Consider the following 16,575-nt stretch of genomic DNA (forward strand, 5'->3'; position numbering starts at 1 on the left):
TTTGCAAGCTTACATCGCAATAAGGCCTTACCAATTTTGATACCTAAATCAACAAAATGAATGAAAAATGTACAAAAAAAGTGAAACCGGTATCACTAAATTTGGTTATACATAAACTGCTGTTTCTAGAACTTATTTATAAAAGTGTGTTTGAAGAAAGGAGCTGACGAATAGGACTCATAGAGTCAACAAACGTAGCGAATAGAAACATGGGTAAGCAATCCCCATGGTTTGTTAGCGTTCAGCATTTGACTTGTTAGAGTCGATGAGTCACCCAGCTTTGGTAGGGAGCCGGAAGAAATATGAAAAGTAGAAACGTATCTGTAACTGATTATGTTGCTTAACTTAAAAGGGGTTTTTTGTTCATCATCGGTTAATCTTGTAACCTAGATAATAGTGATGCATTTGGTATCAATAAGGTGATAAATGAAAAAGTTGAATCAAGAAATGAATGATCTCTTCCATCGTTCGATGGACTCGCATCTGCGTTTGGCAGTGACGGGTTTATCTCGCGCGGGTAAGACGGCGTTCATCACGTCTTTGGTGAATCAACTGCTACACACCTCAACTCACGATAACCTGCCATTGTTTGCAGCCGCGAGAGACAAAAGAATTATAGGAGCACGTCGAGTTCCACAAGATAACCTTATGGTTCCGCGATTTGCTTATGATGAAGCGATGGATAGCTTGAATGGTTCTCCAACCGCATGGCCGGAACCCACACGAGATGTGTCAGAGATCCGCTTAGCGATTAAATTTAAGCGCACTAAAGGTGCGCGCCGATTAATTAGTAAGGAATCGACGCTTTATTTAGATATTGTCGATTACCCTGGTGAGTGGTTATTGGATCTGCCATTACTTTCATTGAGCTTTGAAGAGTGGAGTGCCAAACAGATAGAACTGCTAAAAGGAGACCGCAAGCAGTATGCTCAAGATTGGCTTCAAGAAAACGAATCGGTGGATCTAATGGTGGAAGGTAACGAGAAGCTGTTGGCGAACGTATCAGCTCGTTTTACTGACTATCTACATCGCTGTAAAGAGGCTGGGCTACATTGGGTTCAGCCTGGACGGTTTGTTCTTCCTGGTGAGCTTGAAGGTGCGCCTGTATTACAGTTCTATCCTGTTGACCATAGTAAGCAAACCTATGAAAACGCTGATAAGCATAGCGGTTATTCATTGTTGAAGCAGCGCTATGAAGAGTATAAAAAGAACGTTGTGAAAGCCTTTTATAAGCAGCATTTCTCGACCTTTGATCGTCAGATTATTTTAGTGGATTGCCTACAACCACTGAATGTCGGCCCTGAAGCATTTAATGATATGAAGATGGCTATCGACCAGCTGATGGACAGCTTTAAATATGGCAAGAGTAATTTCTTACGTCGTTTGTTTTCACCGAAGATCGATCGGTTATTGTTCGCTGCTACCAAAGTTGATCACGTGACGCCGGAGCAACACACTAACTTGCTCTCTTTGCTTCAACAGATGGTCCATCCTGCATGGCAGCATACCTCATTCGAAGGAATTGAAATGCAATGTATGGGTATCGCCTCTATCAAAGCGACTGATGCCGGGTTTGTTAATAGCCAGGATAAAAGTATTCCAGCGATTCAGGGCATCAAACTTGATGGTAATGAGTTGACGATCTACCCAGGAGAGGTACCGAGGAAGCTGCCACAAAGAGAGTTCTGGGAAGCTTTTGATGGCAAGCCAGCTTTTGAATTTCATAGCTTTCTGCCGAAGCCAAACCCAAGTGATGAGCCGTGTGCCCATATTCGCTTAGATAAAGCGTTAGAGTTTTTGATTGGAGATAAAGTGTAATGTCCCCAGAAAAGTTTGATCATCAGCAAGCCTTTAAGAAGCAGCAGGTCTTTTCTCAACAAGCGCCTGCTTCAGAGTCAGCCGATTCGGATGAAAAGCTGAAAGTAGAGGTTGAGCAAAGTGTTCTCAGTCAATCGAATGAACGTCTATTCGAATCACAACAAACTTTTGCACCAACGGTGTTTGAAAAAAATGAAGAAGAGGTTGTGAACGAAGTTGAAGAAAATTTAGAGAAGGTCATTCGTCCAAGTTATAAGAGTAAAGGCTTGATGGCTATGCTGACCGTATTTGTTGGCTTAGTCGGTTGGCAAGCCATTGATTCGGTGATTACCGCGATTCAGGCTGCGGACTGGTTATCGCTAAGCTGGGCCGGTTTCTTTGCTGCATTGGCGTCGTTTGGCCTCAGTGGTTTGATCAAAGAACTATGGCAATTACGCCACTTGAGAAATCACTTTGATGTACAAAAACAAGGGGAAGAGCTTCTCGCCTTGGACTCTTTTGGCAAAGCTAAGCCATTCTGCGAAGCACTGGCACAGCAAAGTGCGATTGCGGGCAAAAGTCCGAGTTACGATCGCTGGTCGAACAGTGTGGTATCAACTCATACTGATGCCGAAGTCATGGATTTATATGATGCACTGGTTGTCACTGAGTTGGATAAGAAGGCACAGAAAATCGTAACCAAGATGAGTGGTGAGTCGGCACTGCTTGTCGCTGCGAGCCCATTGGCGATAGCTGACATGCTACTCGTTGCTTGGCGCAGCTTTAAAATGCTCGACGAGCTGGCTAAAGTCTATGGTGTGCAACTTGGTTATTGGTCTCGATTAAAGCTATTCAAGTTTACCCTCATCAATATGGCGTTGGCGGGTGCAAGTGAGATCATTGCAGACGCGAGTATTGAACTCTTGTCTATGGACATGGCAGGTAAAGTATCAACACGAGCTGCGCAAGGTATTGGTGTGGGTATTCTTACTGCTCGCTTAGGTATTAAGGCGATGTCGCTATTGCGGCCGACTCCGTGGAACAAAGAGCGTAAGGTTAAGCTGTCAGATTTGCGTAAAGGTATCATTACTCAAGTTAAACGCCTCGCTCCGTAGTTCACTAGAAACCGCATAAAACAAGCTTTTATGCGGTTTTATTGTATTTCCTAGAAAGCACTCACTTGACGGCAACACAGGCATAATTCACACTACTGTCAATATTTCGTGACACTAAACAGGAAACCTGAGTGCGCCTAGAAGTTTTATGTGAAGACCGTCTTGGTCTGACTCGAGAGTTACTCGATATCTTAGCTTCAAATAACCTAGATCTCCGCGGTATTGAAATCGATGTTAGCGGTAAGATCTATCTCAACAGCCTTGAGATGGATTTCGACGCATTTAGTGCGCTGATGCAGCAAATTCGCCGTATTGATGGTGTGAGCGATGTACGTAAGATTCACTTCATGCCAAGTGAACGCAAGAATACTGAGCTCAAAGCTTTGGTTGCTAACCTTCCTGATCCTGTTTTATCAATCAGTCTTAAAGGCTCGATTGATATGGCGAACCATGCGGCTCAAACGCTCTTCCATCGCGAAGAGAACGAGCTCCTTGGTGAGCAAATTACCCAATTAATACCTAGTTTTCAGTTCAATCAGTGGATCGATGGTGAGCAATCTCGTCGACGCGGTAATATCGTTATCGAAGGCTTAGATTATATCTTTGAGATCATGCCTGTTTATATTACTGCTGAATCGAGTGAACCTATCTTGGTGAGCGCTGTAATGACTCTGCAACCTGCAGTGCGTGAAGCAATCGATCAAGATATGTTGCCAGAGCAAAACAACCTTGGTTTCGAGCGTTTTGTCGGTGTTTCGAACCGTCACAAGGCGTTAATCTCTCAAGCTAAGAAGTTAGCTATGCTCGATCAGCCACTGTTGATTGTGGGTGAAACCGGCACGGGTAAAGAGATGCTGGCTAAAGCCTGCCATAACCGCTCAAATCGAGCGTCTTCACCATTCTTGATTCTAAGCTGTGCGTCTATGCCGGATGATGTAGCGGAGACCGAGCTGTTTGGTCATGCACCAGGCTCGTTCAATCACGAGCAAGGTCACATGGGCATCTTCGAACAAGCTGACGGCGGCACCGTGTTCTTAGACGAAATCGGTGAGATGAGCCCTCATCTACAGATCAAGCTACTTCGATTCCTACAAGACGGCACATTTAGACGTGTCGGCGAAGAACATGAAGTACATGTAGATGTTCGCATTATTGCCTCGACGAAACGTAGCCTGGCTGAGTTAGCCGAGTCTGGCACCTTCCGAGAAGATCTGTTTTACCGTTTGAACGTGTTGACGCTGCAAATTCCGGCACTTCGTCATCGTTCGACCGATATTCCAGTTCTGTTGGATTTGTTTGTAGCCAAATACGCACAGCAGCTGTCAATGGCAAAACCTGGCTATTCGGAAGAGCTGGTGGAGCGTTTATCTAACTACCAGTGGCCTGGCAATATTCGTCAGCTGGACAATATGGTTTTAAGAAGTCTGACTGAGCTAGATGGCTCAACATTGGGTGTTGAACACTTTGACCTTCCAAAGCCTGAGACATCCGGTGGTACCAATGCCTCAATTAACATTGATGGCTCTTTAGAAGAAATCATGCATCAGTACGAAGCACAAGTGTTGGAGCGACTGTATCAGTCATTCCCTTCAAGTCGTAAACTCGCAAAGCGACTCGGTGTATCGCATACTTCCATTGCGAACAAACTTAGGGACTACGGTATTAGAAAGGCTTAATCAAGGATGTTGTGATGCAGAAAAGAAGTAGCTCACTAGGGGTCTATGAAAGGTTTGATGGCTTGTTGTTACGTTGTGCTGAACCGCAAGATGCAGAGCGTATTAGTCATTATTTCCAAAGTAATAGAGAGTACCTGCAGCCGTGGGAACCAAGACGCGAAGAAGCCTTTTACACCCAGTTCGGTTGGTCAAAGAAACTTATCAAGTTACATGAGTTACATAAAATGGGACTCGCTTATTATTTCCTGATTATCGATGAACAAACCGATACTATGCTTGGTACGATTTCATTTAGTAATCTAACCCGTTTCCCGTTTCATGCCTGTAACGTAGGTTACTCACTGGCTAAAAATACACAGGGCAGGGGCGTGATGAGTCGAGCGTTACAAGTCGCTTGCCAGTACATGTTTCACTACCAAAACATGCACCGCATTACGGCGAGCTATATGCCCCACAATGAGAAGAGTGCGAAGGTTCTAAAGCGAGTCGGCTTTTCGATAGAAGGTGAGGCGAAAGATTATCTACTGATTGATGGTGAGTGGAGAGACCATGTCTTAACTTCATTAATCAATTTAGAATGGCAAGCGAATCCAAATAAGCACTAAGCCATTCGACTTAAAATACTGTCACCGTGAGCGGTAACCATTAAGGAACACACATGTCATATATCTCTTTGGATGAATACCCAAGGAAATGGATTTTTACTCATCAGTCGATGCCTATCCCTCAAGAAGACCTTGAGCAGATCAAACCGATGAGCCAAGCAAGAGCAGCACAGTTCTGGAAAGAAAATATCAGTGCGCAGAGCCCAGATGCAGAGCGCCTCAGCTCGCAAGATTGGCCAATGAATACTAAAAACTGGCTACATGATGTCGATTGGATGGATAACTGGGAAGACGATGATCTTGGTCTGCCAGAAGAGGTTCTCGAATTTTTAGACTGGCAAGACGATGTGACGGTTTACTTCTGTTATGAGAAATACAATGTGGTTGAGACCAAGTGGAGTATATTCAAGCAACATTGGAAAAACTTTCTGTTCTTCGATGATGGACCGATCTTGCTAGGTCGTCGTCGTGACCAAGCTCTTTGGTTCAATACTAATGGTAGTGTTAAAGTCGGACGCCGGAGTTAATAACAATCTATTTAACCTCAGCTGAGGTTATTTAGCTTGAGCTAGTACGGAAGCTAACTACGACTCGTTGTGGTTAGCTTTTTTGATTTGTCGTACTTGTACTAATTCGGACCTCACTTTAGCAACGGTGTACGTTTGGTATACAAAAGTAATGCCTCGTTACACTTAATTGTATCTACTCACTCTTTACGTTAGCCGCAGCAATCCCCTTTACTGCTAATATCAATCCATCCTCAATCTACTTGTCTAAAGGTCAGCAGAACCTAGGTTAATACCTTCAAAAATCTGATCTTTTTATCGCGCTTTGTCAGAAATTTCCGGTTTTCGCACTGATTCACGACCTGAATTGCATATCTAATTGTTATTTTGTTGTCTTATTGTTAATTTTCGTTGATATTTAAGGGGCTATGCAAAGCTCTTACTATCTAATCGTTAACTAGGAATATCGGTATTTCCATTGTATATCTTCTAACTTGTCGGTTTTCTCGAGTATTCTGTATCTTTCTAACGAATGTTTTTATTGTTTGAAGTCACATAGAATCTCACGCTTCTATTGTGATGAATGTTTTGATTTAAGAAGTTCGTCACAAAAGTATTTGTTTAATGGAGGCTTTCTTTAATGTTGTTTGCCGTTCTGTCAGGGTTTCTTCTGGCGGGGTTCGTACCTTGGTTGTTTAAGCAGTTTGGTGAAAGAACCAGCAAGTTGCTTGCAATATTGCCAGCGACACTCTTTATCTACTTTGCAAGCTACCTGCCTGATGTGATTGAGCAGGGGAACTTGCTTATCAGTTACGAATGGGTTCCATCGCTAGGGATTAGCCTCGATTTCTGGCTAGATGGCCTGAGCCTAATGTTTGCCTTGCTGATCTCAGGAATTGGCTTCTTTGTCATTATTTATGCGGGTAGTTATCTAGCGAATAAGCCAGATCAACGTAAGCTACTGACTTACTTAATGGCATTTATGGCAGCGATGCTAGGCGTTGTGCTGTCTAATAATCTGATCGCAATGTTCGTTTTCTGGGAGCTTACCAGTATTACGTCTTACATGCTGATTGGTTACTACCATGAGAAAGAGTCTTCTCGTAAGTCTGCATTACAAGGCTTGTTCGTGACCGTAGGTGGTGGGCTTGCGCTGTTGGCGGGCATCATCATGCTGGGCATGATGGCTGGTACTTATGAAGTGAGTGAAATTTTATCTCAAGGTACTGACCTTCAAACGCATGCGTTATTTACTGTCATGATGTTAGCTGTACTTGGTGGTACGTTCACAAAGTCGGCGCAGTTCCCATTCCACTTTTGGCTACCGAATGCGATGGCAGCACCAACGCCTGTCAGTTCTTATCTTCATTCAGCAACCATGGTAAAAGCTGGTGTCTATTTGATGGCACGTTTACAACCAACCATGGCTGGTCACGAGCTTTGGACCATACTGCTGTCGGGTATTGGTGCAATCACTATGTTGCTTGGCGCTGCGATGGCGGTATCCAACACTGATCTTAAAAAGATTTTGGCGTATTCAACCATTATGGCGTTGGGTACGTTAACCATGCTGATTGGTATTGGTACAGAAGCATCTCTAGTTGCCGCGGTTGTCTTCCTATTAGCACATGCGTTGTATAAAGGTGCACTGTTCATGGCTGCCGGTACTATTGATCATGAGACCGGGACGAAAGATGTTCGTGAACTTGGTGGTCTACGTAAAGCGATGCCATACACAGCGGCATTCATGTCGTTGGCAGCGCTTGCACTAGCGGGTGTACCACCTTTGTTTGGCTTTATTGGTAAAGAGATGATGCTAGCAGGCGTGTTATCAAGCCCGTGGGTGCTGATGCTTGGCTTTATGGCGCTACTGACTTCAATCTTTATCGTGGCCTGTGCGGGTTTATTGGTCATTAAACCATTCTGGGGCGAAAAGGTTGCAACTCCGAAACAACCTCATGAAGCACCACTGGGTCTTCGCTTAGGGTTCACTGTTCTCTCTGTGGTTGGCCTTATTTTTGGTTTACTTCCTAGCCTAGTTTCTCCATTGGTCACGTCGGCGGCAAATGCGGTTGCGGGTTATCAAGTGTCTGATATCGATCTGGCTTTATGGCATGGCTTTAATATCCCATTATTGATGAGCTTACTGGCGCTTGGCCTGGGTTACATGCTGTTCAAAAACTGGGATCGTCTGCGTCCTACCGCGGCAAAAGCCAAACCAATGCTCAATCATGGGCCAGAGACAGGCTACTTTGTCTTCATGGATAACATGGTGAAGTTTGCTAAGTGGAGTACGGCTAAGCTGCAAAACGGCTATATGTCGAATTACATCTTGACCATTTTCTTGACGACTATTGCTCTAGTTGGTTACTGGTTGTTTACGAAAGTAGGTATCCATTGGAGTTTTGACTTCTCAGATGTTGAGCTAAAAGATGTGGCGGTTTCTATCTTAATTGTTGCCGTGATCACTTACGCATGTAATACAGCGGTTCGTCTAAGTTCAGTAGCATCAATTGGTGCACTTGGTTTTGCTATGGCGTTAATCTTTGTGTTCTTCAGTGCTCCGGACTTGGCGATTACACAGATTCTGATTGAAACGCTTACGGTAATCATGCTGGTGTTGGTACTGTTCAAGCTACCGAAATTCCAAAGACTTTCTAGCTCTAACGTGCGCTGGCGAGACTGTACAGTCGCACTGCTATTTGGTGCGATGATGGCGACGTTATTGATGACGGTGGTTCATTTCTCTATGCCGGGTGGCATCAGTAGCTATCTGATTGAAAACAGTTACCCAATTGCCAAGGGACGTAATATCGTGAACGTAATCCTAGTGGACTACCGTGCACTTGATACCTTGGGTGAAATCTTTGTATTGGCACTGGCTGCCATTGGAGTTACTGCAATGCTTAGAACGAAGAGGAAGCTGTAATGAACAATACAAGCACTTCTTTGATTTTACAGGTAATCGCTCGGTTCCTACTACCGATGCTATTGCTCTTCTCTGTATTCTTACTATTACGTGGTCACGATGAGCCGGGTGGTGGTTTTATCGCTGGGCTCGTTGCTTCGGTTGCGTTTGCACTTCATTTGTTTGCGTTTGATGCCAACCAGACAAGAAAACTGATCGGAATTGATAGTTTCTACCTGATGGGGGGAGGCCTTATCATTTCAACGGTGAGTGGTTTTGTTGGGATGGTTAAATCCGGAAGTACTTTCCTCACAGCGGTATGGTGGTACGTGAACGTTCCTGGCTTAGGTGAACTTAAGATCAGTACGCCACTTATCTTTGATATTGGTGTTTACCTTGTGGTGATTGGCATGGTGACAACATTGCTGTTCTCTCTTGCTCAGTTGGAGGAAGACTAATATGACCACCTTATTTGCTTTTGTAATCGGTGCTTTGTACGCAGCAGCACTTTATATGATGCTACGCCGTAGCGTTGTTAAGCTGGTTATTGGTTTGATTATTTTATCCAACGCAACCAATCTACTTATCTTTACCGGTGGTGGCTTAGTCCGCGGAGCACCTCCTCTGATTGAAGAGGGGTTAGCCGGCCCGGTTGGACAGATTGCTGACCCATTACCACAAGCTTTGATATTGACTGCGATCGTGATCAGTTTCGGTGTACTAGCATTTGCCGTTGTCTTGATCAAGCGAGCTTATAAAGTCATCGGCGCAGATGATATGAACGAAATGAAGAGAACAGACTCACAGCTATGATGTTATTAATGCCAGTACTGATCCCGATGCTTGCCGCTGCGTTGTCTATGACGCTGTGGAAGTATCAAACTCTGCAACGCTGGATCAGTGTGTTTTCTAACTTTGCGTTGCTCATCTCCGCTGTCGTTTTGTTCACTACGGTTTACAACGATGGTATTCAAGTAGTCACTCTAGGCGATTGGGAGGCTCCATACGGGATCTCACTTGTTGCGGATTTACTTGCAGTCGTCATGGTGACGGTGTCTGCAGTCGTCGCGTTTTGTATCTCGATTTACGCACTTGCGACTATGAGTAAAGAGCATGAGAAGTTTGGATTCTATCCACTTCTTCATCTGATGCTCGCTGGTGTGATTGGTTCTTTCCTCACTGGTGATATTTTCAACCTGTATGTTTGGTTTGAGATTATGCTAGTGGCGTCGTTTGGCTTACTGATCCTTGGTGGTGAGCGAAGCCAAATGGAAGGAGCACTTAAGTACGTAACACTTAACTTGTTGTCGTCGGCTCTTTTCTTGAGTGCAATAGGCCTGCTTTATGCTTATGCCGGTACTTTGAATATGGCAGATCTTGGGCAAAAGCTTGCGATGTCAGATAACCCAGAAGTGGTCACTCTGATCTCACTGCTGTTCCTAGTCGCATTCGGTATCAAAGCGGCAGCGTTTCCGTTGTTCTTCTGGTTGCCTGCTTCATACCATACGCCACCAGTGGCAATCTCTGCTGTGTTTGCGGGTCTACTTACTAAGGTGGGTGTGTATGCGCTCTACCGTGTGTTTAGCCTAATTTTCGTCGGTGATATTGCCTTTACACACAGTACATTACTGATGTGGATGGGTATCTTTACCATGGTTACGGGTGTACTCGGCGCCGCTGCTCAATTTGAAGTACGTAGAATCTTGTCGTTCCACATCGTGAGCCAGATTGGTTACATGATCCTTGGTCTTGCATTGTTTACGCCGTTGGCGATTTTGGGTGGTGTGTTTTATCTATTCCACCACATCATTGTAAAGACAAACCTGTTCTTGATTGGTGGTGTCATGCATCGCATGCACGGTACGTATGATTTAGGTCGCCTGGGTGGGTTATATAAGTCAGCACCATTCCTTGCGATTCTCTTTGCGATTCCCGCTATGTCGCTGGCTGGTATTCCACCACTGTCTGGATTCTTCGCCAAGTTTGTGGTGATTAAAGCAGGTATCGAAGCGGAAGCTTGGATTGGTGTCGTCGCATCGCTGGCTGTTGGTCTTCTAACAATGTATTCGATGATTAAGATCTGGGCCGAGGGTTTCTGGAAGAAGCTACCTGATAACGCAGAGACGTTACCCGCTCTGTCTGACTCTGAACGTTTGTGCTTGTTCTTACCGATCATTCTTATGGCGGCTATAACCATCACTATCGGTATCAATGCCGAATGGTTTATCAACCTAGCAAGTATGACTGCTGATCAGATCCTTGATCCACAGCAGTACATCCGAGCTGTACTAGGAGGTCACTAATATGAAGGCGTTTGGTTGGAATATGCTCCTAGCACTTGCATGGTTAGTGCTATCTGGGACATACACGTTGTCGAATTTGTTTGGTGGGATGATTCTCAGTTATGTGGTGCTGGCGTATCTAGTAAGAGATGTCGCATCGTTCGGAACTTACTTTGGTAAAGGTCCAAAGATGCTGAACTTTGTACTGTTTTTTATCTGGGACTTGGTAAAGTCGAATGCTCGTGTTGCTTACGATGTTTTGACTCCAACACACTTGATGAAGCCAGCGGTAATCGCGGTACCACTTGATATCAAGAGTGATGCGGGTATTACGGTGTTGTCAAATTTGATTACTGTAACTCCAGGCTCACTGGCGCTGGATGTATCCACTGATAGAAAGGTTCTTTTTGTTCACTTGATGTATTTCGAAGATGAACAAATGCACATTGCGGAAGTGAAGAAGCTTGAAGCAATGGTTATGGAAATTTTGGAGTAATACACATGCTTGAAACCGTATATTTTATTGGCTTTCTCATGTTGAGTTTAGCGATGGTCATATCATCAATTCGCCTATTAAAAGGCCCATCGCTGCCAGACCGAGTTGTTGCATTGGAGCTGATGGCTGCTTTGACGGTTGGTTTGGTGGTGCTATATAGCATTGCTTACAACGAGCCGAAGTTTATCGATGTCGCAATTGTACTAGCACTAACATCTTTCTTAGCGGCTGTGGGCTTTTCGAGCTTCCTTGAGAAGCGAGGTATTCAAGATGATGACTGATATTATAGTTTCGATTTCTGTCCTATTGGGTTCATTTTTAATGCTACTCGCGAGTATTGGTTTGAATCGTATGCCTGATTTACTCACTCGTATGCACGCCACTACAAAGGCTGGTGCGTTGGGTGCAGGCTTACTTATTATGGCGTTTGCTATCGTGTTCTGGGAAGACACATCAGTGGTTGTTCGCGCTGGCGCTGTTGTCGTGTTTATTATAGTCACGGCACCAATTGCCGCTCACGTGCTAGCTCGTACCAGCTACTTCGTTGGTGTAGATGTGTGGGAAGGGACGGTGAAAGACGCGATCAAAGAACAGTACGACATGGACACGCACCAGCTTTCAAGCGTGAATGCAGTGAAGAAAAAACAGACAGAAGAGAACTAACTAGTTCTAGCTGCCTTGTCTTAATACGCTGAATAACAAAAGCATGGCTATAACGGCCATGCTTTTTTGCTTTCATAGTTTTCTAATTAGAGCTTGTAGCACAAAATTTGTACCATTGTTTTAAGAATGCTAGTGTAACTGACTCATCTAATTAAGAAAGGAGGCTTAATATGAGTATAGATATTTGGTTATATTACGTGGTGGCAGTATTGATACTGACTGCATCTCCCGGCCCAAGTTCGTTGTTGTGTATGACGAAGGGGGTGACAAGCGGTGTGCGCTTAGCGATGTTTACAGCGCTGGGTAGCTTGACTGCAATTACCATGATCCTCACCCTGTCTTTCACTGGTCTAGGGGTTCTCATTGCATCGTCTGAGCTGGCCTTTCAGGTTATAAAATGGGTGGGCGCTGCCTATTTGGTGTATCTCGGTTTTATCGCGCTTCGTTCAAAACAACAGGATTATGAGTTGAATAGTGAGGGGAATAGTCCCCAATCAAAATGGTCATGGACGCATGCTCGCAGTAATTACATCAGTGGTTTTATTGTTGGCGCGAGTAATCCGAAAGCGATCTTATTCTTCACCGCATTGTTTCCTCAGTTCATCGACCCAAGCCATTCTTTACTCTCTCAATACCTAATTTTTAGTGCCACTTTTATTGTGTTTGAGTTCTCTTGGTTAATGCTTTACACCTATCTTGGGGCGCGCTCTTCACGTTGGCTTTTTAAACCAGGTCGAGCTAAATGGTTCAATCGTGTCACTGGCGGGGTATTCATTGGTGCAGGTGGGTTGCTTTCGACTGCAACGCGATAGCATAACCACAGAAACGAAAAGAGCGCTAGGCAGCGCTCTTTTATCATTTGAGGAGACTGATTTAACGCTATTAAAGGCGATTGTCACCAGTACTAAAGGCAATGATCTGACTAATCTCGGTCAGACTACGACCGCTCTCAGCTTGCCAATGGGCAAAGGCGTCGCTTGTCGCTTGAAGTGAACGTTTAGTGTCTTTACCACCCTCGATGATTTTACAATTACGAAGATAAGCCTCTACATCGCCAGAAAGAATAAAAGTATCGACACCCATTTGACGAAGTGTATAAGGCCCCGTATTTCCACCCAAGCGGTTGCCGTGTTTTTTCAGATAAAGCCACAGACCTGTGATATCTTCACTAGGCCACTCCGCCACCATTTGACCAAATGAACCATGCTTGATGGATGCTTCATAGATCATCTGCGCATTGGCTTTTATGGACATCACTTTTGCATGGTGACGAATGATACGCTTATCTTCAGATTTAATGTCCCAATGCTCATCGGAAAGCATGAGTAGAGGTTCGATGCGAAAGTCAAAGAATAGCTCTTCAAAGTTAGGCCACTTATTGCGAACGACTTTCCAGCTAATACCACTTTGAAATACTTTCATGCTGAACGCGGAAAGCCATCGGTCATTCGGGATTGTGGCCAGTTCCTCTTTCGATAGTGGTATCGACAACATTGCTTCTAACGCTGCTTCTCCACCTTTGCGCTCAGCTGCTCTTTGGTATATGGCTTCAAACTTCTCTATCGCCATCAAAAACTCCTTAAATCTTGCTCTATTTCTCTAGCCGTTAGTGATTAACTAGCGTCAAGCCGCTAGGCAGTGCGTCACCGAATACGCGTTTTGATTCACTCTGCGAGAGTTCTTTGACGTCTTTCACCAACTCAATCCATGATGCTGGCACTTTACTTTGCTCCAGCTTGGAAAGAACTTGCTGTCTGAAATCATCGGAGATATCAAACAGTCGGTCACCAGTCTTGCGACAAATCATCACGGTAGCAAAGGCAACCATTGGCTCTTTTTGCCAGTTTTGTTCGAGCAGTTTAGGAAGCCATTGTTCAGCTTGCTCGCGAGGAATCACACTATGTTGACTGCCATAGAGTGGAGTGCGGGAGGCTAGTCGTCCTAATGCCCACCAGTGCGCTTGTTCAAACTGATTTTGGTTTATTGCTTTACTCAAGAACCAAGTCGCAAGTAGGGACTTATCTTCAACATCAAGGTTTTCCAATGATGCTGCAAGTCTAACCATTGCTTCGTAACCCATTTCTTGAGCGGCTTTCGCTGATTGTGGGTTTTTCATTGCTCCGGGATGTAGATATTTAGCAATATCCGCCAAAATGGTTTCTTGCTGCTCTTGATTTAAGCCACCTGCAATACGGCGCCAGAACACCCACCAATCACTCCAGCCTTGATGGTTCTTAAACTGGATACCTTGCTGATAGAGTGCCCAGATTTGCTCTATACGCCAAGAGTCGGTGGCATCGCCAAAACCAGGGCGCATAGAATAACCTGCTAGACGCAGCCAGTTCTTTTCATGTTGTTCTGAGCGACGGCGACGCTTTCGGCCTTGAGCAAAAGTATCAAATAGTTGACGAAGCGTGACGAAATCCCATTCATCACGCTTTCCAAGTTTCTTTTCAAGATCTTTCGCCAGAGTTTTTATCTCATTGCCATCGGCGCTTTTTTTGTTGCCGCTATAAATGCGAGCAATCAACTCTTTACATTCAGGTAGGCGAGGGTGAAGCTTCGCCTCGGACTCTTCTTCTGCTTTCTGGTTACGAACTTCAAACTCGAGTTCCCAACGTTTGCTGTCGTCTTCGCTGTTGACACATTCGATCTTTAGTGTGCCCACTTCAGTCAACTGGCACGCAAGCTGAACCTCAACACGCTCTTTTTGGTTTGCTTGAAGATCGGTACCTTGACCTTCCAAAGTCGAGATATAAGGCGGAAGCGGTATGAAGATATCTGGGTCAACGTCAACCATTACACCATTTTGAATGCTTGTGTTATGGGTCAGTGTATCGTGAGTTGAAGTCAGTAGATTAAAACGAACCGGCTCACCGAGTGTCAGTGAGAAGCGACGACCACTCAAGCGAATCTCTTGGCCTTCTTCCGTTCCTTTTGCCAGTAGACACAGCGCTTTGCCCATTTTATTTTTCTCTTGCAGATGCAAGAAGTATGAACGAGCCGAGCCACCACCAATTTTAAGCTGTGCACCACGGCGAGCCTTACCAAAAGCAACCGCACCGAGTGCTACAGACCAATCTGGATGTGGATTATCTAGAACCGTTACCTCAGAGCCTTTCCAGTTGTTGATTAGCTGAGTTACACGCTCTGTAACCAACTCGCTATTGAACACACCACCGTTAAGTAAAAGACCAACCGGGATTGCAGGTTTAGTGGTGTCTTCTTGGTTCAGCGCAGAATAAGAGACTTGCTGATGCAGTGTTAAGAACTCAGCAATATGCTTACTAACTGCTGGATCTGCTACGTAAGGCAAGCCAAACTCTACGACGGCACTGCGACGTTTGTCTGGTGTTGATTCAAACTCGGTAATCGGGAAGAAACCATCCAGTGCAATCTGATGAACTTCTTGTTTAGTTAACCCAACGCTCTTGGTGCCTCCTAGGAGTTTCGAGCCGCTGCCAAGCATGGTGATCTTAACTTCTTCTGGGGCACTCACAGAGAGTAGGTTCTCTTTTGCTTGGCGAGTTTGCTGAATGAGCTTCGTTAGGTTAGCTGCATTAAGTTTCTTGTTTTGGTTAAATCGCTGCTCAGCAAGATGGGCAAGTGCAAGATCGAGGTTATCACCCCCCAACATCAGATGCTCACCTACACCGATACGGTCCAAACTGAGTTCATTGTTGCTGCCATCTTCGGTTGAAAAGCTGGCTTCAATTAAGCTCAAGTCAGTCGTACCACCACCGACATCACAAACCAGGATGAGCGGCAGTTCTTTTAGCTCTTCATTCGCTGTTTGTTGGTGACGAGCATACCAGTCATAGCAGACGGCTTGTGGCTCTTCGAGCAAGACGATTTTGCTCAAGCCTGCCAGTTTAGCGGCTTCTAGCGTGAACTTACGTGCGGTTTCATCAAAGGATGCAGGAACGGTAACGACAACATCTTGATCTTCAAGCTTGTTACTTGGATTCCGATAGTTCCATGCTTGGCGAATGTGATTAAGGTAACTTGCACTGGCAATAATTGGGGAGACTTTTTCTACATCGCTGGCGGCAGCCCAAGGAAGGATCTCAGACGTACGATCAACCGCTTGATGCGATAGCCAGCTTTTGGCACTAGAGACTTGGCGGCCTTCTACTTTCGCCCCAAGATCACGAGCCCATTCACCAATGATCACATTCTCGATATCGCCCTCAACGGATTCATTCTGCCAAGGCAGGGTGAGGTCGTTAGCAGATATTTGGCTAGCGGCAGCGTGGTAGCGGAAAGAAGGGAGGAGTGGTTTACGAACAACCTCACCAGGACCTATCAGCTGGTCGATGTCGAATAGTGATACTTCCGATTGTTGTAGGTTTTCGGTTATCTCACAATAGGCGACAACGGTATTAGTGGTACCTAAGTCGATACCGACAAGAAAACGAGGGGATGGCATGTGGCGAATACCTTTTCTATTAATAGATACTCAAAATAATTGGGGCTGCAGCTTCAAGTATGAAGAGTATAAAAACGGCATCCGCTTGGATGCCGTTA

15 protein-coding genes are annotated in these 16,575 nt (G+C 45.0%); 13 read left to right on the forward strand and 2 right to left on the reverse strand.

All coding sequences use genetic code 11. The annotated features are described in order from the left end of the window. Window positions 1–426: 426 nt before the first annotated feature. The 13 genes from DPF91_RS11910 (at window position 427) to DPF91_RS11970 (ending at window position 12,860) form a co-directional block, all read left to right on the forward strand. Complete coding sequence (locus DPF91_RS11910) at window positions 427–1,818, forward strand: YcjX family GTP-binding protein (protein WP_117234658.1); 1,392 nt, start codon at window positions 427–429, stop codon at window positions 1,816–1,818. After that, complete coding sequence (locus tag DPF91_RS11915; protein ID WP_117234659.1) at window positions 1,818–2,912, forward strand: YcjF family protein; 1,095 nt, start codon at window positions 1,818–1,820, stop codon at window positions 2,910–2,912. The genes DPF91_RS11910 and DPF91_RS11915 overlap by 1 nt, the downstream gene beginning before the upstream one ends. A 131-nt stretch (window positions 2,913–3,043) precedes the next feature. Then, window positions 3,044–4,588, forward strand: coding sequence for a transcriptional regulator TyrR (tyrR, locus tag DPF91_RS11920; RefSeq protein WP_117234660.1), 1,545 nt, complete (start codon window positions 3,044–3,046; stop codon window positions 4,586–4,588). Between the two features lie 14 nt (window positions 4,589–4,602). Continuing rightward, the gene (gene rimJ / locus DPF91_RS11925) at window positions 4,603–5,193 is read left to right on the forward strand and encodes a ribosomal protein S5-alanine N-acetyltransferase (protein WP_117234661.1); all 591 of its coding nucleotides are present in this window, start codon (window positions 4,603–4,605) and stop codon (window positions 5,191–5,193) included. Between the two features lie 53 nt (window positions 5,194–5,246). Continuing rightward, a complete protein-coding gene (locus tag DPF91_RS11930) occupies window positions 5,247–5,720 on the forward strand; it encodes a DUF2947 domain-containing protein (protein ID WP_117234662.1) in 474 nt (157 codons plus the stop codon). Between the two features lie 619 nt (window positions 5,721–6,339). Beyond that, entirely contained in the window at window positions 6,340–8,628 is a 2,289-nt protein-coding gene (locus tag DPF91_RS11935) for a putative monovalent cation/H+ antiporter subunit A (RefSeq protein WP_117234663.1), read from the forward strand. Continuing rightward, window positions 8,628–9,065: a Na+/H+ antiporter subunit B gene (locus tag DPF91_RS11940; protein WP_117234664.1), complete on the forward strand. Its 438-nt coding sequence runs from the start codon at window positions 8,628–8,630 to the stop codon at window positions 9,063–9,065. Before DPF91_RS11935 ends, DPF91_RS11940 begins: the two co-directional genes overlap by 1 nt. Window position 9,066: 1 nt before the next feature. Continuing rightward, window positions 9,067–9,420, forward strand: coding sequence for a Na+/H+ antiporter subunit C (locus DPF91_RS11945; protein ID WP_117234665.1), 354 nt, complete (start codon window positions 9,067–9,069; stop codon window positions 9,418–9,420). Continuing rightward, entirely contained in the window at window positions 9,417–10,910 is a 1,494-nt protein-coding gene (locus DPF91_RS11950) for a Na+/H+ antiporter subunit D (protein WP_117234666.1), read from the forward strand. The genes DPF91_RS11945 and DPF91_RS11950 overlap by 4 nt, the downstream gene beginning before the upstream one ends. 1 nt (window position 10,911) lies before the next feature. Continuing rightward, window positions 10,912–11,385, forward strand: coding sequence for a Na+/H+ antiporter subunit E (locus DPF91_RS11955; RefSeq protein WP_117234667.1), 474 nt, complete (start codon window positions 10,912–10,914; stop codon window positions 11,383–11,385). Between the two features lie 5 nt (window positions 11,386–11,390). Further along, a complete protein-coding gene (locus DPF91_RS11960; RefSeq protein WP_117234668.1) occupies window positions 11,391–11,666 on the forward strand; it encodes a cation:proton antiporter in 276 nt (91 codons plus the stop codon). Next, window positions 11,656–12,048 (forward strand): monovalent cation/H(+) antiporter subunit G, encoded by a 393-nt coding sequence (gene mnhG, locus DPF91_RS11965; RefSeq protein ID WP_241033812.1) that lies wholly within the window; start codon window positions 11,656–11,658, stop codon window positions 12,046–12,048. Before DPF91_RS11960 ends, mnhG begins: the two co-directional genes overlap by 11 nt. Before the next feature lie 170 nt (window positions 12,049–12,218). Continuing rightward, window positions 12,219–12,860, forward strand: a complete 642-nt coding sequence (locus tag DPF91_RS11970; protein WP_117234669.1) for a LysE family translocator — start codon at window positions 12,219–12,221, stop codon at window positions 12,858–12,860. Window positions 12,861–12,930: 70 nt separating this feature from the next. Here the strand turns inward: DPF91_RS11970 and DPF91_RS11975 are convergent, their stop codons facing one another. Then, window positions 12,931–13,617, reverse strand: a complete 687-nt coding sequence (locus DPF91_RS11975) for a DNA-3-methyladenine glycosylase I (protein WP_117234670.1) — start codon at window positions 13,615–13,617, stop codon at window positions 12,931–12,933. A gap of 37 nt (window positions 13,618–13,654) precedes the next feature. Next, on the reverse strand, window positions 13,655–16,477 hold the full coding sequence (locus DPF91_RS11980) for an Hsp70 family protein (RefSeq protein WP_117234671.1): 2,823 nt from the start codon (window positions 16,475–16,477) through the stop codon (window positions 13,655–13,657). Window positions 16,478–16,575: the final 98 nt, after the last annotated feature.

The organism is Vibrio maerlii, from assembly GCF_003415655.1.
Classification (GTDB): Bacteria; Pseudomonadota; Gammaproteobacteria; order Enterobacterales; family Vibrionaceae; genus Vibrio; species Vibrio maerlii.